General features: G+C 50.1%; 26 protein-coding genes. 20 read left to right on the plus strand and 6 right to left on the minus strand.

Annotation, left to right across the window (positions count from 1 at the left end; genetic code table 11):
• Positions 1-54: 54 nt before the first annotated feature.
• On the minus strand, positions 55-1,524 hold the full coding sequence (gene glpK, locus ACPAOP_RS05260) for a glycerol kinase GlpK (RefSeq protein ID WP_423709562.1): 1,470 nt from the start codon (positions 1,522-1,524) through the stop codon (positions 55-57).
• A 103-nt stretch (positions 1,525-1,627) separates the two neighbouring features.
• On the opposite strand from glpK, the gene ACPAOP_RS05265 reads away from it, so the two are divergent.
• Complete coding sequence (locus ACPAOP_RS05265) at positions 1,628-1,906, plus strand: hypothetical protein (RefSeq protein WP_423709563.1); 279 nt, start codon at positions 1,628-1,630, stop codon at positions 1,904-1,906.
• 37 nt (positions 1,907-1,943) lie between these two features.
• On the opposite strand, the gene ACPAOP_RS05270 is transcribed toward ACPAOP_RS05265, so the two are convergent.
• The 4 genes from ACPAOP_RS05270 to ACPAOP_RS05285 all read right to left on the minus strand — a co-directional run bounded on the left by ACPAOP_RS05270 (position 1,944) and on the right by ACPAOP_RS05285 (position 4,597).
• Positions 1,944-2,384 carry an FKBP-type peptidyl-prolyl cis-trans isomerase gene (locus ACPAOP_RS05270; protein ID WP_423679098.1) on the minus strand — a complete coding sequence of 147 codons (441 nt, stop codon included), beginning with the start codon at positions 2,382-2,384 and terminating at the stop codon, positions 1,944-1,946.
• A 79-nt stretch (positions 2,385-2,463) separates the two neighbouring features.
• Positions 2,464-2,727, minus strand: a complete 264-nt coding sequence (locus tag ACPAOP_RS05275; protein WP_423709564.1) for a hypothetical protein — start codon at positions 2,725-2,727, stop codon at positions 2,464-2,466.
• Positions 2,727-3,458, minus strand: coding sequence for a substrate-binding periplasmic protein (locus tag ACPAOP_RS05280; RefSeq protein WP_423709565.1), 732 nt, complete (start codon positions 3,456-3,458; stop codon positions 2,727-2,729). Before ACPAOP_RS05280 ends, ACPAOP_RS05275 begins: the two co-directional genes overlap by 1 nt.
• Before the next feature lie 245 nt (positions 3,459-3,703).
• Positions 3,704-4,597 (minus strand): LysR family transcriptional regulator, encoded by an 894-nt coding sequence (locus tag ACPAOP_RS05285; protein ID WP_423679101.1) that lies wholly within the window; start codon positions 4,595-4,597, stop codon positions 3,704-3,706.
• A gap of 169 nt (positions 4,598-4,766) precedes the next feature.
• Here ACPAOP_RS05285 and ACPAOP_RS05290 point away from each other — a divergent pair, with 169 nt between their 5' ends.
• The 8 genes from ACPAOP_RS05290 (at position 4,767) to ACPAOP_RS05325 (ending at position 14,270) form a co-directional block, all read left to right on the plus strand.
• Complete coding sequence (locus ACPAOP_RS05290; RefSeq protein WP_423709566.1) at positions 4,767-6,263, plus strand: CoA-acylating methylmalonate-semialdehyde dehydrogenase; 1,497 nt, start codon at positions 4,767-4,769, stop codon at positions 6,261-6,263.
• A gap of 186 nt (positions 6,264-6,449) precedes the next feature.
• On the plus strand, positions 6,450-7,511 hold the full coding sequence (locus ACPAOP_RS05295; RefSeq protein ID WP_423709567.1) for an NAD(P)H-dependent flavin oxidoreductase: 1,062 nt from the start codon (positions 6,450-6,452) through the stop codon (positions 7,509-7,511).
• An 11-nt stretch (positions 7,512-7,522) separates the two neighbouring features.
• A complete protein-coding gene (locus ACPAOP_RS05300; protein WP_423709568.1) occupies positions 7,523-9,148 on the plus strand; it encodes a GMC family oxidoreductase in 1,626 nt (541 codons plus the stop codon).
• A gap of 292 nt (positions 9,149-9,440) precedes the next feature.
• On the plus strand, positions 9,441-10,214 hold the full coding sequence (locus ACPAOP_RS05305; RefSeq protein ID WP_423709569.1) for an ABC transporter ATP-binding protein: 774 nt from the start codon (positions 9,441-9,443) through the stop codon (positions 10,212-10,214).
• Positions 10,211-10,945 carry an ABC transporter ATP-binding protein gene (locus tag ACPAOP_RS05310; RefSeq protein ID WP_423709570.1) on the plus strand — a complete coding sequence of 245 codons (735 nt, stop codon included), beginning with the start codon at positions 10,211-10,213 and terminating at the stop codon, positions 10,943-10,945. Before ACPAOP_RS05305 ends, ACPAOP_RS05310 begins: the two co-directional genes overlap by 4 nt.
• A gap of 66 nt (positions 10,946-11,011) precedes the next feature.
• Positions 11,012-12,223, plus strand: coding sequence for an ABC transporter substrate-binding protein (locus ACPAOP_RS05315; RefSeq protein ID WP_423679107.1), 1,212 nt, complete (start codon positions 11,012-11,014; stop codon positions 12,221-12,223).
• Between the two features lie 170 nt (positions 12,224-12,393).
• Positions 12,394-13,278 (plus strand): branched-chain amino acid ABC transporter permease, encoded by an 885-nt coding sequence (locus ACPAOP_RS05320; RefSeq protein WP_423679108.1) that lies wholly within the window; start codon positions 12,394-12,396, stop codon positions 13,276-13,278.
• Between the two features lie 11 nt (positions 13,279-13,289).
• Entirely contained in the window at positions 13,290-14,270 is a 981-nt protein-coding gene (locus ACPAOP_RS05325) for a branched-chain amino acid ABC transporter permease (protein ID WP_423709571.1), read from the plus strand.
• Between the two features lie 286 nt (positions 14,271-14,556).
• Here the strand turns inward: ACPAOP_RS05325 and ACPAOP_RS05330 are convergent, their stop codons facing one another.
• The gene (locus ACPAOP_RS05330) at positions 14,557-15,714 is read right to left on the minus strand and encodes an iron-containing alcohol dehydrogenase (protein ID WP_423709572.1); all 1,158 of its coding nucleotides are present in this window, start codon (positions 15,712-15,714) and stop codon (positions 14,557-14,559) included.
• Between the two features lie 123 nt (positions 15,715-15,837).
• Here ACPAOP_RS05330 and ACPAOP_RS05335 point away from each other — a divergent pair, with 123 nt between their 5' ends.
• The 11 genes from ACPAOP_RS05335 to ACPAOP_RS05385 all read left to right on the plus strand — a co-directional run bounded on the left by ACPAOP_RS05335 (position 15,838) and on the right by ACPAOP_RS05385 (position 24,346).
• Positions 15,838-16,599, plus strand: coding sequence for a sulfite exporter TauE/SafE family protein (locus ACPAOP_RS05335; RefSeq protein WP_423679111.1), 762 nt, complete (start codon positions 15,838-15,840; stop codon positions 16,597-16,599).
• Between the two features lie 178 nt (positions 16,600-16,777).
• Positions 16,778-18,730 carry a tRNA uridine-5-carboxymethylaminomethyl(34) synthesis enzyme MnmG gene (mnmG, locus tag ACPAOP_RS05340; RefSeq protein WP_423709573.1) on the plus strand — a complete coding sequence of 651 codons (1,953 nt, stop codon included), beginning with the start codon at positions 16,778-16,780 and terminating at the stop codon, positions 18,728-18,730.
• A complete protein-coding gene (gene rsmG, locus ACPAOP_RS05345) occupies positions 18,727-19,374 on the plus strand; it encodes a 16S rRNA (guanine(527)-N(7))-methyltransferase RsmG (protein ID WP_423709574.1) in 648 nt (215 codons plus the stop codon). Before mnmG ends, rsmG begins: the two co-directional genes overlap by 4 nt.
• A gap of 18 nt (positions 19,375-19,392) precedes the next feature.
• Positions 19,393-20,169, plus strand: a complete 777-nt coding sequence (locus ACPAOP_RS05350; RefSeq protein ID WP_423679114.1) for a ParA family protein — start codon at positions 19,393-19,395, stop codon at positions 20,167-20,169.
• A gap of 2 nt (positions 20,170-20,171) precedes the next feature.
• Entirely contained in the window at positions 20,172-21,065 is an 894-nt protein-coding gene (locus ACPAOP_RS05355; protein ID WP_423679115.1) for a ParB/RepB/Spo0J family partition protein, read from the plus strand.
• Between the two features lie 7 nt (positions 21,066-21,072).
• Complete coding sequence (locus ACPAOP_RS05360) at positions 21,073-21,633, plus strand: RBBP9/YdeN family alpha/beta hydrolase (protein ID WP_423709575.1); 561 nt, start codon at positions 21,073-21,075, stop codon at positions 21,631-21,633.
• 159 nt (positions 21,634-21,792) lie between these two features.
• Positions 21,793-22,137: an ATP synthase subunit I gene (locus ACPAOP_RS05365; RefSeq protein ID WP_423679117.1), complete on the plus strand. Its 345-nt coding sequence runs from the start codon at positions 21,793-21,795 to the stop codon at positions 22,135-22,137.
• Positions 22,134-22,955, plus strand: coding sequence for a F0F1 ATP synthase subunit A (gene atpB, locus ACPAOP_RS05370; protein ID WP_423679118.1), 822 nt, complete (start codon positions 22,134-22,136; stop codon positions 22,953-22,955). Before ACPAOP_RS05365 ends, atpB begins: the two co-directional genes overlap by 4 nt.
• 77 nt (positions 22,956-23,032) lie before the next feature.
• Positions 23,033-23,272 (plus strand): F0F1 ATP synthase subunit C, encoded by a 240-nt coding sequence (gene atpE / locus ACPAOP_RS05375; protein WP_423679119.1) that lies wholly within the window; start codon positions 23,033-23,035, stop codon positions 23,270-23,272.
• A gap of 67 nt (positions 23,273-23,339) precedes the next feature.
• Positions 23,340-23,810 (plus strand): F0F1 ATP synthase subunit B, encoded by a 471-nt coding sequence (locus ACPAOP_RS05380; protein WP_423679120.1) that lies wholly within the window; start codon positions 23,340-23,342, stop codon positions 23,808-23,810.
• A 2-nt stretch (positions 23,811-23,812) separates the two neighbouring features.
• Positions 23,813-24,346, plus strand: a complete 534-nt coding sequence (locus tag ACPAOP_RS05385; protein WP_423679121.1) for a F0F1 ATP synthase subunit delta — start codon at positions 23,813-23,815, stop codon at positions 24,344-24,346.
• Positions 24,347-24,353 lie beyond the last annotated feature (7 nt).

The following is a 24,353-nucleotide window of genomic DNA, read 5'->3' on the forward strand; positions in this document are numbered from 1 at the left end:
TAAACCGTGTTCACGGTGACCTTATCGCTGGCTGACTGCCTTGTGCGTTAATGTTCAGCGTACCCGGTTTACCGCCGTTTCCCATTCAGTCATCAGCGATTGCGCCTGCGTACGGCTCATGGTCGGTATAAATTGTCTGTCCATTTTCCAGGTCGCTGCGCATTCATCCTGATTCGCAAAAATACCGGCACCCAGCCCCGCGAGAAAAGCCGCCCCCAGCGCCGTAGTTTCAGTGACTTTCGGTCGTATGACGGGAATGCCGAGTAAATTTGCCTGAAATTGCAGCAACAGATTATTGGCTGCCGCACCACCATCAACGCGCAATTCTGTGATCGGGGAGACCGCATCTTTCACCATGGCCAGCAACACCGCTGTACTCTGAAATGCAATCGATTCCAGCGCTGCGCGGGCAATATGGGCAACGGTGCTGCCACGGCTGAGGCCGACTATCGCCGCTTTGGCATCGGCCACCCAGTACGGTGCGCCAAGGCCGGTGAACGAAGGCACAAAGACCACACCGCCCGAATCCGGCACGCTGCTGGCGAGTTGTTCGACGTCGGTGGAATGTTGTATCGCCTGCAGCCCATCGCGTAGCCATTGCACAACGGCTCCCCCAATAAAGACGCTGCCTTCAAGCGCATATTGGCTGGTGAGGCCCGTCTGACAAGCACTTGTGCTGATTAAACCATTGTGCGATGTGGCGACTTGCGCGCCGGTGTGCATCAGCATGAAACAGCCGGTGCCATAGGTATTCTTTGCCATGCCGGGTGTAAAACACGCCTGCCCGAACAGCGCTGCTTGCTGATCACCAGCGATACCGGCGATGGGGATGGCGCTGCCAAGTAAAGCGCAGTGACCAAATAGATGGCTTGACGGCGACACGTCGGGTAACACCGCAGCCGGAATATCAAACAGATCAAGTAATTCCTGATCCCATTGTCCCTGATGAATATTCAGCAGCATGGTGCGTGAGGCATTCGTGATATCGGTCACATGCAGCTTACCTTCGCTGAGTTGCCACGCCAGCCAGGTATCGATTGTGCCGAATGCCAGTTCACCGCGTGCCGCCCGCTGGCGTGCGCCGGGAATATGATCGAGCAGCCATTTGAGTTTGCTTGCCGAAAAATACGGATCGAGTATCAGCCCGGTTTTTGCCTGGATTTTTTCAGCATAGCCCTGTGTGCGCAGCTCTTCGCAATACGCGGCGGTGCGGCGGTCTTGCCAGACGATCGCATTGTACAAAGGCTGGCCGGTTTTTCTGTCCCATAACACCGTGGTTTCGCGCTGATTCGTGATGCCGATGGCGCTGATGTCATTTGCCTGTAAAGCGGCGTTGCGCATCGCTTGCTGACAAGTCGCAAACTGACTTTGCCAGATCTCGATGGCATCATGTTCAACCCAGCCCGGTTGCGGAAACAGCTGACGGAATTCTTGCTGTGCCGAAGCGATAATCTGACCTTGCTCATCAAAAATTATGCTGCGTGAACTGGAGGTTCCCTGATCAAGTGCGAGCAAATAAGCCATTGGTGATCCTGCTGTGTGGATATTTTAAAACGACGTAAAACTCAAGCCGGGACAATACCATTATGTTATTTTTCTAAGATTACAAAAAATAAAAGGTCTTATTGTGATGGGATTTGTCAGCTTTTTATTATCTCTGTTGGTCATGCTGTTGTTTGCGGCAGCGACCATGCGTCGGTCTGGTCTGTTAATGAATATCTCTTTCGCCGTAATGATATTGTCCGGCCTCATTAACTGGTATCAGTTTGTTTTTCCGCTGGGTCTGGAACCGCTGTTTTTTATTGGAACAGCGGTGACCGTGCTGGCGGTCTCCTGTTTTTTCTATGCGGTGTATACATTCTATCCACCGCAGCCAGAAGCCCCGCAAGCTACTGACACCAAGTAAGCACATCCGGTTCAGGATGTGCATCAGCAGAATTTTTTTACCGTATTCCGACTAATTCCACATCAAAAATCAGGGTGGCATTCGGTGGTATGACGCCACCAGCACCACGCGTACCGTATGCCAGCTCCGGCGGAATAATCAGGGTACGTTTGCCGCCGACTTTCATGCCGATAATGCCCTGCTCCCAGCCCTTAATCACTCTGCCTGCACCGACAGTAAAACTGAATGGTGGCCGGCCGGATGAACTGTCAAACTGAGTACCGTGTTCTTTCGCAGCAAGAGGATCATGCAGCCAGCCGGTGTAATGAACCAGGGCATTATTTCCGGTCGCAATTTCTTGTCCTGTGCCGATTTTGATGTCGATTTTTTGCAGTGTGCTGGCCACAACGCTGGTATCACTTTGCATCTGTGCAGTGGCAACGCCGCTTGTGAAAAAAACAGATAAGCCAAAAGCTGCAACAAGCAGATGGGATTTCATAAATAAAACATCCTTTTTGAGTAAATCATGACTGGGATAATAAATAACAGACTCATGATGAGCACGTCATGTGTGTGGATTATTTTTTTGCGTTTTGTAATTTTTGTTCAAATGCCTGATCGAGCTTACTGACTTTTTTAGGCGCCTGTTTTTCGAGAGAATTGACGAAAGCGACAAAGGCATCGATTTCCATCGGCTCGCTTAATCTCTCCGGTGTAGCGGTACCGTCAGAACGGGTCAGAAAAAAGCGGCCATCGGCCATGCTGACCATAGAATAGGCTGCACCCTTACTCCGTTCTTTCAGTCTTTGTACGGCATTGCTTGCTTTTGTTGTGCGTGCCATCAGCGGATTCCATATTTACGCATCAGTTTTTCCATCGTGCCGTCGTTCTCTAAGTCGCGGTTGATTTTGTTAAAGAGATCAATGCGTTGTTTATCCATGCGGATATTACACAGCATATTGAGTTCGATATTTTTGTAACGGGCGGCGCGTACGATGTCATTGGCATAGCCCATTTGCTGTGCCAATGACATACCGTGTAATTCAGAAACCACCCAGTAATCGATACGTTTGTTGACGAGTAAACGCGGGTTGTCATCGTCTTCACTGGCGAAAATGATGTGATAACCCTGTTCGCTCAGTTGTATACCTGTTGCCGCATTTTTGTAGGAACCGATAGCGTAGGGTTTTGCATCTTCAAATTTTTTTAATACGCGGCTATCGTTTTTCCGGCCGTACAGTACCCAGTTATCATTGGTCAGCGGGCCGACCCATTTGAATAGATTTTCACGTTCGGGAGTGCGGCGAAAAGCGAACAGGCAAGTGTTATCGTCGTTCAGTGTGGCGTTCAATCCGCGTGCGAGTGAGGTGCTGCTGATCTCCGTTGTTTCGCCTGCCCGCCGCATGATTTCCATAATTTTGTCTGTGACGAAGCCGCGGATTTCACCCGTCTTCGGGTCAGTATATGAAAACGGTGCGTATTCCTGTATCAGCAAACGCAGATCTGCCGCTTGCGCGGTCAGCGGCAGAGTGGCGACACAGGCTGAGAGAAGAATAAGAGTCTGGGTTTTCAAAGCATTTACTTTCTGTACGTCCCTGAAGATCAGCACCAGTGCTGAGATTTATTTTTGTCAGTGGCGGTCTGGAGTGGATTGTATACCTTGTATCAGTTTTTTCTGAAAAACAGATGTCCTTAATGGTAATAAAAATGGCAGATAATAAAAACTGCAAATACTATGTGAATCTGATGTAACGAAATTCGGCTGAATGTTATTTTTTGATCGTGTTTTTGCGCGCTCATCATCCACCCGTACAACAGCTAAATCAGTAATTGCCAGCATTGTTTGATCAGCTCAAAACTGGCGGCGATCATCGCTTCGTTCTTGCGTTTTTCCTGACAAATAATACATAGTTGGGTTTCAACGCTGACGGCATCGGCGATGACCAGACCATGTGCATGTGCTTCCCGTATCGCAATCGAATCGCGGATCAGACTCAGACCAACACCCGATTTCACCAGATCCAGCATCGACGGTTCCTGATCGACCAGAGCGACTTTATTCGGCGTCAGATTGAGTCCGGCAAAGATTTTTGTCAGCAGACGATTGTGTGCCGATTCGGGCGGTGTCCATATCCATGGTAGCTGTGCAAGGCTTTGCCAGCTCTGACCGAGCACGCGCTTATTCCAGCCGCTGGGTGCGACCACGCGATAAGTAAAATTAGTCAGCACCACACTGTAGATAGGTGTTTTAACGTCGTCGGGGGCTTCACCTATGTAAAAGCCGACATCAAGACTACCCGCGCGGATTTGTTGTAACACCGAGCCGGACATCCCTTGTTGCAGTCGTGTGGATAACTGTGGATAAGTTTCCACCAGCCGTTTCAGAAACGCACCGAGGCGGGTGAACTCAGGGTCAAGTATCGTTCCTATCGCCAGTTCTCCACTCAGCGTGGAGTGTAAAGAATTCGATGCCTGACGAAATTCAACGATACAACTCAAGACGCGTTCTGCATACGGCAGTAATTTGGCGCCGTCATTGGTCAGTGTCATGCCGCTGGCACTGCGGCTGAACAGTTGCAAATTCAGGCTTTCCTGCAATGCTTTGATTTGCAGGCTGACGGCGGGTTGTGTGACATGCAGACGCTCGGCGGCGCGGGTCAGATTACCTTCTCTGGCGACAGTCACAAAGGCACGTAATTGAGTGAAATCCATGTTGTCTCCATCAGCGTGGGATATAAACTGGTGTTGATAACACTGGCACGCAGAATTTTTTGAATATTATAAGCATGTCTTATGTTGCTATTGAAAATAATTAATTGGATTTGCTATGGGTAGTCTATTAATCTGCGATTGAACTTCCATTTCTGACTAAGGGTTTCTTATGACATCGTTGATACAGCATTTTATGAATGGCCAGGTAGTAAGCTCGGCCAGTGGCCGTCAGCAGGACGTGTATAATCCGGCAACGGGCGCGGTGGTAGCGCAAGTGGTGCTGGCGAATCTGGACGAAGTGAATGCGGTGGTAGCTGCGGCCAAAGCGGCAGCACCGGCGTGGGCGGATACCGCACCACTCAAACGTGCGCGCATTATGTTCAAATTCAAAGAACTGCTGGATCAGCATCATAAGGAGATCGCCGCGCTGATCACGCGTGAACATGGCAAGGTCCTGTCGGATGCGATGGGCGAAGTCACCCGTGGTATAGAAATCGTTGAATTTGCCTGCGGTATGCCGCAACTGTTGAAAACCCAGTTTTCCGACAACATCGGCGGCGGTATTGATAACTACAATCTGCGTCAGCCGCTGGGTGTGACTGCGGGTATTACGCCATTTAATTTCCCTTTCATGGTGCCGATGTGGATGGCACCGCTGGCGATTGCGACTGGCAATACGTTTATTCTGAAACCGTCCGAGCGCGATCCTTCCTGCGCATTGCTGATTGCTGATCTGTTGAAAAAAGCCGGTTTGCCGGACGGTGTGTTCGGCGTTTTGCAAGGCGATAAAGTCGCGGTGGATGGCTTGCTGCAGCATCCGGATGTGTCCGCAATTTCATTCGTTGGTTCAACGCCGATTGCCGAATATATTTACAGCGAAGGCACACGCCTGGGCAAGCGCGTACAGGCGCTCGGTGGTGCGAAAAATCATCTGGTTGTGATGCCGGATGCAAATCTGGATCAGGCTGTCGATGCCTTGATGGGCGCGGCCTATGGTTCCGCCGGTGAACGTTGCATGGCGATTTCTGTCGCGGTGGCGGTCGGTGATGTGGCCGATAAACTGGTGGCTGCGCTGGTACCACGGGTGAAATCCCTGAAAATCAAAAACGGTATGGAGGCCGATGCCGAAATGGGCCCGGTCGTGACCGCCGTGCACAAGGCAAAAATCGAAGGCTATATTGCTGACGGTGTTGCTGAAGGTGCGCAATTGCTGGTCGATGGACGCGGTTTTTCTGTACCTGGTCATGAAGGCGGCTTCTTCCTCGGCGGCACACTGTTTGACCACGTCAAAGAAGGCATGAAAATTCATCGCGAAGAAATTTTCGGGCCGGTATTGTGCATTGTCCGCGTACCGGATTTTGCCTCGGCCGTGGAGCTGATCAACCGCCATGAATTCGGTAATGGCGTGTCCTTGTTCACTTCTGACGGCAACACCGCACGCGAATTTTCACGCCGCATTCAGGTCGGGATGGTCGGTATTAACGTGCCTATTCCTGTACCGATGGCATGGCATTCATTTGGTGGCTGGAAACGTTCTTTATTTGGTGATCAGCATGCGTATGGCGAAGAAGGCATACGCTTCTACACCCGCTACAAATCCGTGATGCAGCGTTGGCCAGACAGCATAGGCAAAGGTGCTGAATTCACGATGCCGGTAGCGAAGTAATTTCCTCTGCTCTCGGTGCGTTGATGTTGTAAAGACGTGCCGGGAGCAGCCCGAATAACCCTCCGCACCCAGATTACCTCTGCGGGATAGGGGAGTATCTTTCGGTTTGCATCTGATGTCCTTATAAATAAAAGGGATAACGGGTGCAGTAACTCATACTCCTCCCCAGTATGTGAAAGAACCACGATGTTCACGATCAACACCTTATGCCAGTACCCGATTATCCAGGCACCGATGGCAGGCGGCGCGACGACGCCGGAACTGGTGGCGGCAGTATCGGAAGCCGGTGCGCTCGGCTCTCTCGCTGCGCCTTTGCTGACGCCGCTGGCGATCATTGAGCAGGCCGAACATATCCGCCGCCTGATGGATAAACCCTTTGCCATCAATCTGTTTGTACAGACGCGCCCGCAAGTCGATTTTGCCCAGATAGAGGCGGCCAAATTATTGCTGCAACCGGTGTGCGCTGAATTAGGCTGGAGCACCTTGCCGACACCGACCCGCTGGTGCGAGGATTTTGAAGCGCAATTAGATGCCTTGATCACCGCACGACCAGCCGTCGCCAGTTTTACTTTCGATGTTTTGCATGGCAGCCAGGTACAGCGTCTGCACGAGGCCGGAATACTGGTGATCGGTACCGCGACGAATCTGGCGGAAGCCGTCGTCTGGCAAGCGATCGGTGCCGATGCGATTTGCCTGCAGGGCACGGAGGCTGGTGGACATCGCGGCACTTTCATCGGGGCGCAGCAGGATGCAACGCTGAGGACCGCAGAATTGCTGGCCGTTTGCCGCCCGCAGATACAGATTCCGCTGATCGTTGCGGGCGGCATCATGGACGGTGGGGATATCGCTGCTGCCCTTGCTGCCGGTGCGCAATGGGTGCAGATGGGCACGGCATTTCTGACCACGAAAGAATCCGGCATTCATCCGGCTTACAAGCATCGCTTACTTGATGCCCGCACTGATGGCGGAGATACCACGCGTCAGACGCGCGCGTTTTCCGGCCGTTTTGCGCGTGGTCTGGATAACCGTTTCATGCAACTGATGGAATCCGTGGCAGATCAGGTGCCGGCCTATCCTGTGCAAAACGCGCTGACCGGAGCAATACGCTCGGCAGCGGCAAAAGAAAATAAAACTGAATTCATGTCGCTGTGGTGTGGGCAGGGCGTTGCCCGCGCGCGTGATGTGCATGCTGCGGATCTGGTCGCCACGCTGGTGCAGGAAATGCAGGCAGCGACTCGTAAAAGCTAAGGAAAAAATACATGGAATCAGCAGGACAGTTTGATTACATCGTGATCGGTGCCGGTACTGCCGGCTGTGTATTGGCGAATCGTTTGTCGAAGAACCCGGACAAGCGCGTGCTGCTGCTCGAAGCCGGTGGTAAAGACGATTATGTGTGGATACATATTCCGGTCGGCTATCTGTATTGCATTAATAATCCACGCACAGACTGGATGCTGCGTACCGAAGCCGAACCTGGTCTGAACGGGCGCAGCCTGATCTATCCGCGTGGCAAAGTGCTGGGTGGTTGTTCATCGATCAACGGCATGATTTATATGCGTGGTCAGCAGCGTGATTACGATGAATGGGCGGCGCTGACCGGGGACGATAGCTGGCGCTGGGATCAGGTGTTGCCGCTGTTTAAAAAGAGCGAAGATCATTACAGTGGCAATGCGGAATTTCATGGTCAGGGTGGTGAATGGCGCGTAGAAAAGCAGCGCTTGTCGTGGGAAATTCTGGATGCATTTCGCGATGCGGCGGCAGAAGTCGGCATCCCGAATACCGACGACTTCAATCGCGGCAATAACGAAGGCTGCGGCTATTTTGATGTGAACCAGAAACGCGGCATACGCTGGAATGCGTCGAAAGCTTTTCTGAAACCGGCAGCGACACGCAGTAACCTGACGATCATGACCGGCTGCCAGGTCCGGCGTCTGCGTATTGTTGATGGCGAACATGGCAAACGTTGTACCGGCGTCGAATTTATTGGCGGTGGCCGCGAGTGGTTTGCTGATGCCGTTCAGGAAACGGTGCTGGCCGCAGGCGCGATAGGATCACCCGCGATTTTGCAGTATTCCGGAATTGGCAACGGCAGCCAGTTGCAGCAAGCCGGTGTATCGGTGGTGCATGAGCTGGCGGGTGTCGGCGCGAATTTACAGGATCATTTGCAGATACGTTCTGCCTTCAAAATTTCGGGTGCAAAAACACTGAACAAGATGGCCAACAGTTTGCTTGGCAAGGCGCGTATCGGTCTCGAATATGCATTATTCCAGAGTGGCCCGATGTCGATGGCGCCGTCGCAGCTGGGCGCTTTTACCCGCTCAGATGCATCGCAGGCGACACCGAATCTGCAATACCACGTGCAACCTTTGTCGCTGGAAAAATTCGGCGACCCTTTGCATGATTTTCCGGCGTTCACCGCAAGTGTCTGCAACCTGCGCCCAACGTCGCGCGGCTATGTCAGAATTACCGGAGCCGATCCTTTGGCGGCACCAAAAATTGTGCCGAATTATCTGAGTACGAATGAAGACCGTAAGATTGCGGCGGACTCGCTGACGCTGACACGCAAGATCGTTGCAGCACCTGCGTTGAAAAAATATCAGCCGGAAGAAATGAAACCGGGTGCGCAATTCCGCACGGAAGAAGAATTAGCCAAAGCAGCCGGTGATATCGGCACGACGATTTTTCATCCGGTCGGTACCTGCAAGATGGGCAGGCGAGATGATACCAATGCGGTTGTTGACAGCGCTTTACGCATCATAGGCATTGCGGGACTGCGGGTAGCAGATGCTTCTGTGATGCCGACAATCACATCGGGTAATACCAATTCGCCGACCGTCATGATTGCGGAAAAAGCGGCACAGGCGATTTTGTTAGAAGAAAGGTAAACGCACTTTATTTTCAGGTCGGCTTGCGTGAAACTACGTACAGTAGTTATACCGTATTGTTGAAAAAACCGTTTGATAGGTACTATCAAAAACTCAGAGAAACGCCGGTGACCTATTTGTTGAAAGGCGCGTCGCATATAGCTTAAATGCATTGACGTGTGGCAACATCAATATCGGTGACCGGAGCTTTCTGAATAAAATAATAAATGCTTGCTGCACGATCAGTAAGTTTGTCATGTTAAAAATACTGGATCCCCGAAGAGGGCCTGAAGCAAGACAATAAGGAGACGCGATGACCAATGTCATCCTCGAGACTAAGCGCTTGACCAAAGAGTTCAAGGGCTTCACCGCTGTGAGCGAAGTGAATTTGCAGGTGCAGCGTGGGCATATCCACGCGCTGATCGGACCGAACGGTGCCGGCAAAACCACCTGTTTTAATTTACTCACCAAATTCCTGGTACCGACTTCCGGTCAGATTCTGTTTAACGGGCGTGATATCACGTCGGCTAAACCGGCACAGATTTCACGCCAGGGCATCATTCGTTCATTCCAGATTTCCGCTGTTTTTCCGCACATGACCGTGCTGGAAAATGTACGTATAGGTTTGCAACGCAGCCTTGGTACCTCGTTTCATTTCTGGAAAAGTGCGAACAGCCTCAACAACCTGAATGAGCGCGCGATGCAGTTGCTGGCAGAAGTCGATCTGACAGAGTTTGCCGATACCAAGACCGTGGATTTGCCTTATGGCCGCAAACGCGCTCTGGAAATTGCCACGACGCTGGCGATGGAGCCGGAGATGATGTTGCTGGATGAACCGACGCAGGGGATGGGGCATGAAGATGTGCATCGTGTGACCGAGCTCATCAAAAAGGTATCAGCAGGACGCACTATTCTGATGGTCGAACACAATATGAGCGTGGTGTCCGGTATCTGCGACAAAATTTCTGTGTTGCAGCGTGGTGCCATGCTGGCCGAAGGCACTTACGCTGAAGTATCGAAAAATCCTAAAGTCATGGAAGCCTATATGGGAAGCACCAGCGGCGAACTGGAAGGAGCGCACGCATGAGTGTTGCAACGAATCAATCCGGAAAAGTACCTGCGCTGGAGATCACGCATCTGCAAGCCTGGTACGGTGAATCGCATATTTTGCATGATGTGAACCTGGTGGTGAATCAGGGTGAAGTCGTGACTTTGCTTGGTCGGAATGGCGCAGGCCGCACGACAACGATGCGCGCGATCATGGGGCTAACAGGCGCCCGCAAAGGCTCGATCAAAATTAACGGTGTCGAAGCCATTCATTTGCCGACGCATAAAGTTGCGCATCTCGGCGTTGGCTATTGCCCCGAAGAACGAGGGATATTTTCATCCTTATCCACAGAAGAAAATCTGATGTTGCCGCCGCTGGTGTCACGCGATGTGCAGGGCATGTCCATCGAAGAAATTTACGACATGTTTCCGAATCTGGCCGAGCGTAAAAACAGTCAGGGTACGCGATTGTCCGGTGGTGAACAGCAAATGCTGGCAGTCGCGCGCATTCTGCGTACAGGCGCGCGTTTGTTATTACTCGATGAAATTTCCGAAGGTCTGGCACCGGTGATCGTACAGGCTTTAGCGCGCATGATTACCACCCTGAAAGCGAAGGGTTACACCATCGTCATGGTGGAACAGAATTTCCGTTTCGCTGCACCATTGGCGGACCGGTTTTATGTGATGGAACATGGGCAGATAGTCGAGACTTTTGCAGCCTCGCAATTGCAGGAAAAAATGCCTGTGTTGAATGAGTTGTTGGGAGTGTGAATTGGTGGTGGTTCCTGCAGCCATAGCAATGGCGCGGGCGTTTATAAAAACGATAGGAGAAGACAAATGAATACAAAATTTAAAATTGCCAGTCTGGCAGTGGGTGCAGCATTTGCGGCTTTCACAGGCTCAGCAAGTGCGCAGGTATCGGGCGATGTTGTGAAAATTGGTTTTATCACGGATATTTCCGGCTTGTATTCTGATATCGACGGCAACGGTGGTGCAGAAGCGATCAGAATGGCAATTGCTGATTTCGGCGGTACCGTGCTTGGTAAAAAGATTGTGCTGGTGACGGCTGATCATCAGAACAAAGCGGATATCGCTGCAAGCCGCGCCCGTGAATGGTTTGACCGCGATGGCGTGGATATGCTGATCGGCGGCACCAATTCCGGTACTTCTTTGTCGATGTCTAAAGTTGCGGCAGAAAAGAAAAAAGTATTCATTTCTATCGGTGCCGGTACAGCGCGTCTGACTAACGAAGAATGCACGCCGAATACCATTCACTATGCTTACGATACTGTTGCTCTGGCGAAGGGCACAGGTTCTGCTGTCGTGAAACAAGGTGGCAAAAGCTGGTATTTCCTGACAGCTGACTATGCGTTTGGTGCATCGCTGGAAAGTGACACTGCGAGTGTGGTTAAAGCTGCCGGCGGTAGCGTCGCCGGATCGGTAAAACATCCTTTGTCTGCCTCTGATTTCTCTTCATTCCTGTTACAGGCGCAGGCATCGAAAGCTCAGATTCTGGGCCTGGCCAATGCCGGTGGCGATACGATCAATGCGATTAAAGCAGCGAATGAATTCGGTGTGACCAAGACCATGAAACTGGCTGGTCTGCTGATGTTTATTAATGATATTCACTCTCTGGGATTGAATCTGACGAGTGGTATGTACCTGACCGACAGCTGGTACTGGAATCAGAATGAAGAAGCGCGTAAATGGTCGCGTCGTTATTTTGAAAAAATGAAAAAAATGCCATCCAGTCTGCAGGCCGCTGACTATTCTGCAACCCTGCAATATCTGAACGCGGTCAAAGCAGCCGGCAGCGATGATACCGAAAAAGTGATGGCAAAAATGAAGTCCGCCAAAATCAACGATATCTACGCTAAAAATGGCTATATCCGTGCCGACGGCAGCATGATTCACGACATGTATCTGATGCAGGTGAAGTCACCAGCAGAATCGAAAGAACCTTGGGATTACTACAAAGTGGCGCAGACTATTCCTGGTGAACAGGCTTTCACTACGAAAGCCGAATCCAAGTGCGCTTTGTGGAAATAAAGAAAAGATTTCCCTGCGCCTGTAACAGGTGCAGGGAAGTTTAAGCTGCTTGTATTGATACATAAACCGGATGTGCGTGGCTACGTAATTATCGTGAATTGCAACGCAGAAGCACATCCCTTTCCTGACATCTGCCCGCTGATTCTGTGGGTTATTTTCTAAAGAGTGCCATGGAAATATTTGGTATTCCGCTTCAGGCGATGCTGAGCCAGCTGTTGCTGGGCTTGGTCAATGGCTCGTTTTACGCGATGCTGTCTCTCGGACTGGCAGTCATTTTTGGCTTGCTGAATGTGATTAATTTTGCGCATGGTGCGTTGTATATGATGGGCGCATTTTTGGCCTGGATGGGCTTGAATTATTTTGGCGTCAACTACTGGGTGATGCTGATTCTGGCTCCGGTACTGGTCGGTATATTCGGCGTCATCATAGAAAAGACCATGTTGCGCTGGTTGTATAAGCTCGATCATTTATACGGATTGCTGCTGACCTTTGGTATCACCCTGATGCTTGAAGGTATTTTCCGTTCTGTCTATGGTGTGTCCGGGCAACCGTATTCTGTGCCGGATGCCTTAATGGGCGCAACGAATCTCGGTTTTATGATTCTGCCTAACTATCGCGCATGGGTGGTGATTGCCTCGCTCGCAGTCTGTTTTGCGACCTGGTTTGTGATTGAAAAAACTAAACTAGGTGCTTATCTGCGTGCCGGTACAGAAAACCCGAAACTGGTGGAAGCCTTCGGTGTGAATGTGCCGTTGATGGTGACGCTGACGTATGGTTTCGGTGTGGCGCTGGCGGCGTTCGCCGGTGTTCTGGCGGCGCCGGTGATACAGGTGTCGCCGCTGATGGGTTCTAACCTGATCATTACCGTGTTTGCGGTTGTTGTGATCGGTGGTATGGGTTCGATACTCGGTTCCATACTGACGGGGCTGGCACTTGGTGTTATCGAAGGTTTGACGCGTGTGTTTTACCCTGAGTTATCAGCGACAGTGGTCTTCATTGTGATGGCGATCGTACTGATGATTCGCCCAGCTGGCCTGTTCGGTAAAGAAAAATAATCGGAGCTTCTATGAATAAAAAAATTGGCTACGGGATTGCCCTTGCCGTATTGCTGGCGGCACCGTTTTTTGTTTATCCCGTCTTTTTAATGAAGCTGCTGTGCTTTGCTTTGTTTGCCTGTGCTTTTAATTTGCTGATCGGTTTTACCGGCTTGCTGTCATTTGGTCATGCAGCATTTTTTGGTGGTGCAGGTTACATTGCCGGCTGGGCTATCCGTGATGCGGGTTTGCCGACGGAACTGGGTATTGTGCTTGGCGTTCTCGCTGCGGCCCTGATCGGTCTTGTTATGGGGGCATTGGCAATACGGCGACAGGGTATTTATTTCACCATGATTACTCTGGCATTGGCGCAGATGTTGTACTTCGTGTTTTTGCAAGCGAAGTTCACCGGCGGTGAAGATGGCTTGCAAGGCGTCCCACGAGGCAAATTGCTGGGAAGCCTGGATCTGACATCGGATCTGACTTTGTATTACGTGGTGCTGGCAATTGCGATTGCAGGTTTCGCAGTGGTCGTGCGGGCGATTCATTCGCCTTTCGGCCATGTCTTGAAGGCGGTCAAGGAGAATGAGCCGCGTGCCGTATCGCTTGGTTACGATGTTGATAAGTACAAACTGGTTGCTTTCGTCTTGTCTGCCGCACTCGCCGGATTAGCTGGTGCGACTAAAACGCTGGTACTCGGTTTTGAGACGCTGACCGATGTGCACTGGACTATGTCAGGCCTCGTGGTGTTAATGACCCTGGTGGGCGGTTTAGGTACCTTGGTGGGCCCGATTGTCGGCGCCATCATTATCATCGCGTTGGAGAATAAACTTGGTGACCTCGGCAATCTGCTCGCCGACTGGACGACGGTGGACTGGTTCCGCAACCTAGGTGATTCTGTGACCATCGTGACCGGCTTAATTTTTATTGTTTGCGTACTCGCATTCCGTAAAGGGATAGTCGGAGAGCTGAGTGAGTGGCTTCAGCGGGCACGCAAAGCGAAGCTGAGTTAAGACAGCTCAGATTTTGTCCTTCCGTAAAAATACCCCGCTTTTGCGGGGTATTTCATTTATGACATTAATTTCAATATGATGCAAAAATAGCAATTAATGTTCATCTTAAGCCGAGCCTGCTTTTACTGATTTCACGTGAAACCCGGAGGTTTTCCACTGCCGGATAACCACAGCTCTTTGTAAAAAGACGTATGGCTAATATCCATCATCCCCGCAGCAGGATTATGTCGGTAAGCCCGCGCAGCTATTCAGTCTTGTCTTTACCGTTTTTTCAATTAGCTGCAGTTCACAGTGCTGCTGCATAAATTGCTCTTGCGTCGGCGAGGCTGACTTCTCTGGGGTTATTACCCAGTAAACGCGTTTGCAGCATTGCGTCCGCCGCCAGACGGTCGAGATCGCTCTCAGTAACGCCAACCTGAGTAAGACGGGTTTCGATACCGGTACGCTCAGCGAGGTCTTCCATGGCGCTAATAAGGGCATTGCTGCGCGATTCTGCGCTACCCATGGCCTCTGGAGCGATAATCTCAGCGAGTTCTGCATACAGTTCTGCCGCCGCGGGTGCGTTGAACCGTAATACGTGCGGTAAAACCAGTGAGTTTGATAAACCGTGTGGAACATGGAAGATACCGCCAATAGGATAGGCCAGCGCATGAATAGCCGCACACGGTGCATTGGCGAACGACTGACCGGCCATCATCGCGCCTACCAGCATGGCCTGGCGCGCCGGTAGATTACTGCCATTGCTGCAGGCCTGATCAATGTTATTCCATAATAATTTCAGTGCCTGACGCGCCAGCATGTCAGAAATCGGATTTTTTTTATGGCGCGTTGTATAGGCCTCAATCGCATGCACCATCGCATCAATTCCGGTTGCTGCGGTTACTTTTGTCGGTAGCCCTGTCGTCAGTGTTGCATCGAGGATAGCGATGTCAGCGTAGAGTTGCGGTGCCACGACCCCCATTTTGGTGGTGTTGCCGGTAGTAACAATAGAGATTGGGGTCACTTCTGAACCCGTGCCTGCCGTTGTCGGAATCTGTATTAAGGGTAAGCGTTCGCCTTTTACATTACCTATTCCATACATGGTCGATAATGGCTGTTCGCTTCCGGCCAGAACGGCGATCAGTTTGGCCACATCCATTGAACTGCCACCTCCGAGGCCGACCACGAGATCGATACCAAGTTTGCGCGCGTTGGCAACCGCCTGCAGGACGACAGCTTCCGGTGGATCGGCAATCACATCCGAAAAAACACTGACCTGGATTTGCTGGCTTTTTATGTTATCGAGAGCCGGTTGCACTAATCCCGTTTTTAGAAATCCGGTATCGGTGACGACCAGCACATGGCGGGCTTCCGGATAGTATTTACGTATGATGTCGCCGCAACGACTGGCCGCACCGGATTCACTGATGAGGTGAGGGACGGTCTGGAATTCGAAATTATTCATGGCACAAGCCTTTCTTGACGGGCAAAAGATAATTGTGTCGGTGTTACCTAAGACTGCGAAGAATTGTTATTCTCCCTAGCTTGCCAGATGTTGTCTGTATTTTGATTAAGGTTAATAAATTTCATGATAGATATGCTTTTGTTGGGACTAGCTGCATTTTTCGCAGGTTTTGTCGATTCGATTGTGGGCGGCGGTGGATTAGTGCAAGTTCCGGCATTGTTTTCTTTTTTTCCAGGCACGACACCAGCAACTTTATTAGGGACAAATAAATTTGCGGGGGTCTGGGGAACGACAGTAGCAGCAAGAAATTATTTGAAGAAGGTGAGGGTGCGCTGGGCAATGTTGGTACCAGCAGCTTTGATGGCTTTTCTTTTTTCTTTTTTTGGGGCGTATCTCGTCACACATATTCCTCCTACCCATTTGCGTAAAACCTTGCCTTTTGTGTTAATCGCTGTTGCTATCTACACGTTTAAAAAAAAGGATTTCGGTTCGGCGGATAAGCCGCTGTTTTCCGGAAATAAGGAAATCCGGTTGGCAATGCTGGTTGCCGCGGCTATTGGGTTTTATGATGGATTTTTCGGCCCGGGAACTGGTAGTTTTTTTATGTTTCTGTTCGTCAGATTTTTTGGCTACGATTTTTTAAGAGCATCGGCTGTCGCGAAGGTATTGAACGTCGCATGTAATGCTGCGGCTTTGTCGTGGTTTGGCTTCAGCGGACATGTCTTGTGGATGCTCGGGGGCTTAATGGCGGTTTGTGGCATAGGCGGGTCTTTACTTGGAACGCATCTCGCTATTAAACATGGTACTGGGTTTGTCAGAAAAATGTTTTTGTTCGTCGTTATCTGCCTGATTTGCAAAACAAGTTACGATGGATTTTTGAGATGATTGTTTCACGTGAAACACAATCTTTGAGATAAAACGAATGTTTATTTATTTAGCCCTATTGTTTCACGTGAAACAATAGGGCTAAATTTTTTGGCTGTTTTGCTTTGTTAAAAGTGAGTGGGGCGTAAAACAAACTATAATCGAGCCTCGTGCAATCCTTGTTTGTCAGAAGCTAGCTATGTTTTATCCTAAAGAATTCGATGTAATTGTTGTTGGCGGTGGTCACGCCGGTACCGAAGCCGCGCTTGCCTCGGCACGTATGGGGCAGTCCACACTATTATTAAGCCACAATATTGAGACGCTTGGCCAGATGTCCTGCAATCCATCTATTGGTGGTATTGGTAAGGGACATCTTGTCAAAGAGGTTGATGCAATGGGTGGCGCCATGGCGATTGCGACAGACGAGGCGGGCATCCAATTTCGTATTTTGAATTCATCGAAGGGGCCGGCGGTACGGGCGACACGGGCGCAGGCCGACAGAATTTTATACAAACAAGCGATACGCAGTCGCCTGGAAAATCAGCCTAATCTGTGGTTGTTTCAGCAGGCAGTAGATGATTTGCTAGTGGAGGGTAATCGTGTCGTCGGTGCAGTAACGCAAGTAGGCATACAATTCCGCGCCCGCGCAGTGGTGCTAACCGCAGGTACTTTCTTAGATGGCAAAATTCACGTTGGCCTGAATAATTATTCGGCAGGCAGAGCGGGCGACCCTCCAGCAATTTCTTTATCTGCCAGACTGAAAGAGCTGGCGTTGCCACAAGGCCGTTTGAAAACAGGTACGCCGCCTCGTATTGACGGGCGGAGTATCGATTTTTCCGTGATGCAAGAACAGCCCGGCGATCTTGATCCGGTGCCGGTGTTTTCCTATATGGGTAAGGCCAGTATGCATCCTAAGCAGATGCCGTGCTGGATCACGCATACCAATGAAAAGACACACGATATCATCCGTGCTGGCTTAGACCGCAGCCCGATGTACACAGGGGTGATTGAGGGTGTGGGTCCGCGTTATTGTCCATCTATTGAAGATAAAATCCATCGCTTCGCCAGCAAAGAGTCTCATCAGATTTTCCTGGAACCAGAAGGTTTGACGACAAACGAGTTCTATCCGAATGGGATCTCCACCAGCTTGCCATTTGATGTGCAGTTGGATCTGGTGCGATCTATGTGCGGTATGGAAAATGCCTACATTCTGCGTCCAGGGTATGCGATTGAATATGATTATTTCGATCCTCGTGGTTTGAAGTCCTCGCTGGAAACGCGGCAAATTCAGGGCTTGTTCTTTGCTGGTCAGATTAATGGCACCACAGGATACGAAGAGGCTGCAGCTCAAGGGATGCTGGCGGGCCTGAATGCAGCATTGCAAACGCAGGGCAAGGAGGCGTGGGTACCTCGCCGTGATGAGGCTTACCTCGGGGTATTGGTGGATGATCTGATTACTAAAGGTGTACAGGAACCTTACCGGATGTTCACCAGCCGGGCGGAATTCAGATTAAGTCTGCGCGAAGATAACGCTGATATGCGACTGACGGAAATCGGTCGCCAGCTTGGTTGCGTCAGTGATGCGCAATGGCAGATGTTCGAGCAAAAACGTGAAAGTGTTTCACGTGAATTAGAACGCCTGCGCTCGACCTGGGTAAACCCACGTATTTTGGCAGACGCTGAAGCTGAACGTGTCGTCGGTAAGGCTTTAGAGCGCGAATATTCATTGGCAGATTTGCTGCGCCGGCCACAAGTGACCTATGAAAGTCTGATGAGTCTGCAGGGTGTAGAAGGGCAGGCGCTGGCTGGTCCGGGCGTTGACGAAGAGGCCGTCCGAGAGCAGGTTGAGATTCAGATTAAATATGCGGGCTATATTGATCGGCAGGCAAAAGAAGTGGAGCGCCATGCTCATTTTGAAAATCTGAAAATGCCAGTTGGTTTTGATTACATGGAAGTCAGTGGTTTATCGATTGAGGTTCGTCAGAAGCTCAATAAACATCAGCCCGAAACCTTGGGGCAATGTGGGCGTATCTCAGGTGTGACGCCTGCTGCCATTTCTCTGCTGCTCGTGCATTTGAAAAAAAGGGGATTTAAAGAATTTGCGGCAACCCGGGAGCTGGTCGCTGAGGATGCAGGAGACGACGTAGAATGAGTGGTGATTTTTCAGCATTGCGTATGATGCTTGCCAGTGGTATCCAGGAATTAAGTCTCGATTTGAGTGATGCTCAAATCGATAAAATGATTGCCTATTTGATACTATTGTCGAAATGGAATACGGTTTATAACCTGACCGCTATCCGTGATCCTAAAGAAATGGTGAAACAGCATTTGCTGGACTCCCTGTCTGCGGCACCTGCATTTAAAGACGCAAAAAACATTTTGGATGTCGGCGCTGGCGGAGGCTTACCAGGAATGATGCTGGCAATTGCTTATCCTGATATCCGCATTTCCATGATCGATACCGTCAGCAAAAAAACTGCTTTCCTGACGCAAGCAAAAACTGAGCTTGGCCTAAGTAATGTGACGGTCTACACGGGAAGGGTCGAGTCTTTGCAAGTAAAGGAAAAGTTCGACGTCATTACTTCACGTGCATTTTCCGAGCTGTGTAACTTCATTAACTGGTCTGGGCATTTATTAGCTGATGGCGGCCAGTTTATTGCGATGAAAGGCGTCGCTCCTGCACAGGAGATTGAGCGTTTGCCAGAGGGGTGGCTTGTGACGGGTGTACAAGCGCTGACCGTACCTGGTTTGCAGGCAGAACGTCACCTGGTCTTTGTCAAGAAAATTGCAGTCTGAAATTTACACGGAACCTTTATGGCGAAAATATTTTGTGTTGCAAATCAAAAAGGTGGTGTCGGAAAAACGACCACCACCGTTAATCTTGCCGCCGGGCTGGCGAAACTGGAACAGCGTGTGTTGCTGGTCGATCTCGATCCGCAAGGCAATGCCACTATGGGAGCCGGCATCAACAAGGCAAAGCTGACAGCGTCTGTTTATGAAGTGTTACTTGGCATGTCCGATGTCGAAACTGCCCGTCAGCGTTCTGAATCGGGCAGGTTTGACGTGCTGCCGGCGAACCGTGAACTGGCTGGTGCCGAAGTTGAGATGGTTGAGCTAGACAACCGTGATAAACGTCTGCGTGATGCGCTTTCTGTCGTTGCCGATGAATATGATTTCGTTCTGATCGACTGTCCTCCTGCTTTGTCTATGCTGACCCTGAATGGTTTATGCGCAGCGCATGGTGTAATTATTCCTATGCAGTGTGAATACTATGCACTCGAAGGTTTGTCAGACCTGGCAAATACCATTAAGAAGGTCTCTGCCAACCTGAACCCTGATCTGAAAATCGTTGGTTTACTGCGTGTCATGTTTGATCCGCGCATGACCTTGTCGCAGCAGGTATCAGATCAATTAGAGCAACATTTTGGCGACAAGGTTTTCAAAACACTGATTCCGCGTAACGTGCGCCTGGCGGAAGCCCCTTCGTATGGTATTCCTGGTGTGGTATTTGACCCTTCATCGAAAGGGGCGCAGGCGTATATCGCGTTCGGTGCAGAAATGGTTGAAAGAATTAAACAATTGGACAAATAAGCATGGTCACAAAAAAACAAAAAGGCTTAGGCCGTGGCTTGGACGCATTATTAGGTGGTGCAGGGGATTTTGCAGAAGCAGTACCCACGGTCAGTGGCGCACCGACGAGCTTGCCGGTAACGCAAATGCAAGCGGGTAAATATCAGCCGCGCACACGCATGGACGAAGGCGCACTGACTGAGCTTGCAGCCTCAATCAAGGCGCAAGGGCTGATGCAACCGATACTGGTGCGTCCGGTAGGGCAAAGTAATGGAGTGATTCGCTACGAAATTATTGCCGGTGAACGCCGTTTCCGCGCCTCACAAATGGCCGGGTTGGATGAAGTACCGGTACTGGTCAAGGATGTTGATGATCAGGCCGCCGCTGCGATGGCATTGATTGAAAACATCCAGCGTGAAGATCTGAATCCTCTCGAGGAAGCGCAAGGCATTCACCGTTTGATTACTGATTTTTCGTTTACGCATGAACAGGCGGCAACGGCAGTCGGACGATCACGCAGTGCCGTGTCGAATTTATTGCGTTTGTTGAACCTGGCAAAGCCCGTACAAACCATGCTGATGGCGGGTGATATTGATATGGGGCATGCACGTTCATTGTTGGCGACGGATGCAGCAACACAGATACAGCTGGCAAATCAGATTGTCGCCAAGCGCATGTCCGTTCGGGAAGCTGAAAAATTAGTTGCAAAAACGACACTTGAGATGAGTTCCGGCGCGAAGCCGCGTGATAAGGCAGAAAAATCGCGCGATATCACCCGCCTTGAGGAAGAATTATCGGATCTCTTAGCGACTCAGGTAAGCCTGAAAATGGGGAGCAAGGGGCGAGGACAGATGTTGATTGATTTCGCCGATCTGGATTCTCTGGATGGCATTATTTTAAAAATTCGTGGTCAATAAATTCAAGATGAAAATTTTTCTTCTGCCGGGTTTGTACAATTCCGGGCCCGGACATTGGCAGAGTTTATGGGAAACATCTTTGCCGGACGCTGAACGTGTCCAGCAAGCGAATTGGGAGCAGCCTGAGCGGGACTTATGGGTGCAGACGTTGTCTACAGCGATTAATGCTTGTGACGACGATGTTGTGTTGGTAGCTCACAGTCTGGGATGCGCGCTGACAGCATGGTGGGTTGCTCATCATTGTAATAGAGATAATTATGAGGGGAAGGTGAAGGGCGCCTTATTGGTCGCGCCACCGGGAGTGAACCGGGAAAATTTTCCTGCACCGAGTTTCGCACCTATGCCTACGGTAAGTTTTCCATTTCCTACGGTCGTCGTTGCCTCTGACGACGATCCCTGGTGTGAAATCGAAGTTGCTGCGAACTGGGCAGGGATCTGGGGGGCTGAATTTCACAATATTGGTGCTTACGGCCACATCAACGGCAGTTCAGGATTAGGCGTCTGGAAGCAAGGTCAGGACTATCTTTCCGGCTTATTGAACAGAATAAAGAAGGGGCAGAAAAATTAAAAATGTCTCATTCTGATGCATTACATCAAACGTTTGACGATGTTACGCACTACCACGTATAATTCCGTGGTTTTGATTGGCGAGGGTTCGCGCTGCCTGATAATATTTTGTGGCTAGCGCTTGAATATCAACAGTCATTTGTAAATAAGCGAGGAAAGCATGGCCCGTATCGTACTGTTGCAGATGGCAACAGCGTTGGTTGTGGCTCTGTTGGCCGGAGTTTTTGGTAACGCTTCACTGGCTTTATCCGCTTTTATTGGTGGAATGTGTTGCTCGCTGCCGAATGCGTTTTTTGCGTTGCGCCTCTATATAGGGACCAAAAAACCTGGTGGAGCAAATCCGATGACATTTTTCATCGGTGAATTTATCAAGATTGCACTGACAATTGCGCTGATGGCTGCGGTTGTCTACTGGTATCACGATGTCAACTGGCCGGCTTTTTTGATCGCCTTCATCGTAGTACTGAAAAGTTATTTTATTTTACTATTTAGACAACGACCATGAGCGCAACTGAGCACGCACCAACCGCGTCAGAATATATTGTCCATCACTTAGGACATTTCTCGACCCATCACCAAGACAAAATCGTTGATTTTTCTATCTTCAATATGGATACCATTTTCTGGTCCATATTTTCCGGCATTGTTGGCAGTCTGCTTTTGTGGCTTGCAGCCCGTAAGGCGACTTCGGGTGTGCCTGGACGCTTCCAGGCTGCTGTTGAGATTCTGGTTGAGATGGTGGAAGAACAATCTAAGAGTATTGTCCACGGTGACCGTAGTTTCATCGCCCCGCTTGCTCTGACTGTGTTTGTATGGGTTGCTCTGATGAACTCACTGGATTTCCTGCCTGTTGATATGTTTTCCGGTTTGTTTGCCCTCTTGGGTGTAGAACATATTTTTACTCACCACCGTGTTGTTCCTACTGCTGACTTGAATGGTACCTTAGGTATTTCTCTCGGCGTACTTGCTCTGATGCTGTACTACAGTGTCAAGATCAAAGGTCTCGGTGGTTTCCTGCATGAATTGGTATCCGCTCCATTCGGTATCAAAATGGCGCCATTTAATCTGATTTTGCAAATGATCGAATTTGCTGCAAAAACCGTTTCTCTCGGTATGCGACTGTTCGGTAACATGTTTGCTGGTGAATTGTTGTTCTTGTTGATCGCTTTGTTGGGTTCGATGGCAACAGTATTTGGTGTGTTTGGTCATCTGGTGGCTGGTTCTATCTGGGCGATCTTCCATATTCTGATTGTGTTCTTACAAGCGTTTATTTTCATGATGCTGACTCTGGTCTACATCGGTCAAGCGCATGAACATCATTAATTGAGTTTTGCAGTAACTGTTTCGATTTGGTTTTTTAGTTTTAGTCTTTTATTATTTTTAACTTTTAAGGAAATGTCATGACTGATTTATCTTTTGTTGCTTTGGCTTGCGGTTTGATCATCGGCTTGGGCGCGATCGGTGCTTGTATCGGTATCGCTCTGATGGGTGGTAAGTACCTCGAAGCATCTGCTCGTCAACCAGAATTGATGAACACATTGCAAACTAAGATGTTCCTGTTGGCTGGTCTGATCGACGCGGCGTTCCTGATTGGTGTTGGTATCGCGATGTTGTTCGCATTTGCTAACCCATTCAAATAATCAGTTTTTCCTTCTACTGCCGGAAGCAATGTGCTTTCGGCTTGATCCATTTAGATAAGGAATTACCGTGAACTTAAACGCAACATTGTTCGTTCAGTTTGGGGTTTTCTTCATCTTGGCAATGTTCACAATGAAGTTTGTGTGGCCGCCACTGATGAACGCTCTCGACGAGCGTGCGAAGAAAATCGCAGACGGACTGGCTGCAGCCGACAAAGCGCGTCAGACTTTGCAAGATGGCGCAAAAGAAGCGCAAGCTGCATTGAACAGCGCCCGTGAAGAAGGCCAGAAGCAGATCATCAACGCTGAAAAACGCGCAGCTCTGATCGTGGATGAAGCCAAAAATACTGCCGCTGCTGAAGCTGCCCGCATTATTGCTGCTGCAAAAGCTGATGCTGAAAACCAGATGACTAAAGCGCGCGAAGAATTGCGTGACCAGGTTGCTACCTTGGCAGTCAAAGGCGCAGAGCAAATTCTGAAACGTGAAGTCAATGCATCCGCTCACGCAGATCTGTTGAATCAACTGAAAACCGAGCTGTAATCATGGCCGAACTCGCAACGATCGCTCGTCCTTACGCAGAAGCGCTGTTTCGTGTTGCCCTGACCGGTAACCTGTCCGCCTGGTCGGATCTGGTTGCCGAAATGGCACAGGCTGGTGCGCATCCCGATGTACAAGCTCTTGCACACAACCCTAAAGTCTCGGCTTCTCAAAAAGCTGAGATTTTCCTGTCTGCGCTCAAATCTCCAGTGACTGCTGAAGCGAAAAACTTCATCAGTACACTCGCTGACTATGATCGCCTGACTTTGCTGCCCGAAATCGCTTTCCAGTTCCATGCATTGAAAAACGCCCACGAAGGTGCGGCAGATGCAGAGGTAACCAGCGCATTTGAATTGTCGGCAGCTCAGTTGAGCGACCTAGCGATTACATTGGAAAAGAAATTTGGCCGCAAGTTGCATCCTACCGTCAAAGTAGATCCTGCTTTGATCGGTGGTGTGCGCATCGTGGTTGGTGATCAGGTGCTTGACACGTCGGTTCGCGCTAAGCTGCAAAAAATGCACTCAGCCCTGACCGCGTAAGAACGTA

It is taken from the genome of Undibacterium sp. WLX3042 (assembly GCF_049544825.1).
In the GTDB taxonomy this organism is placed as follows: Bacteria; Pseudomonadota; Gammaproteobacteria; order Burkholderiales; family Burkholderiaceae_D; genus Undibacterium.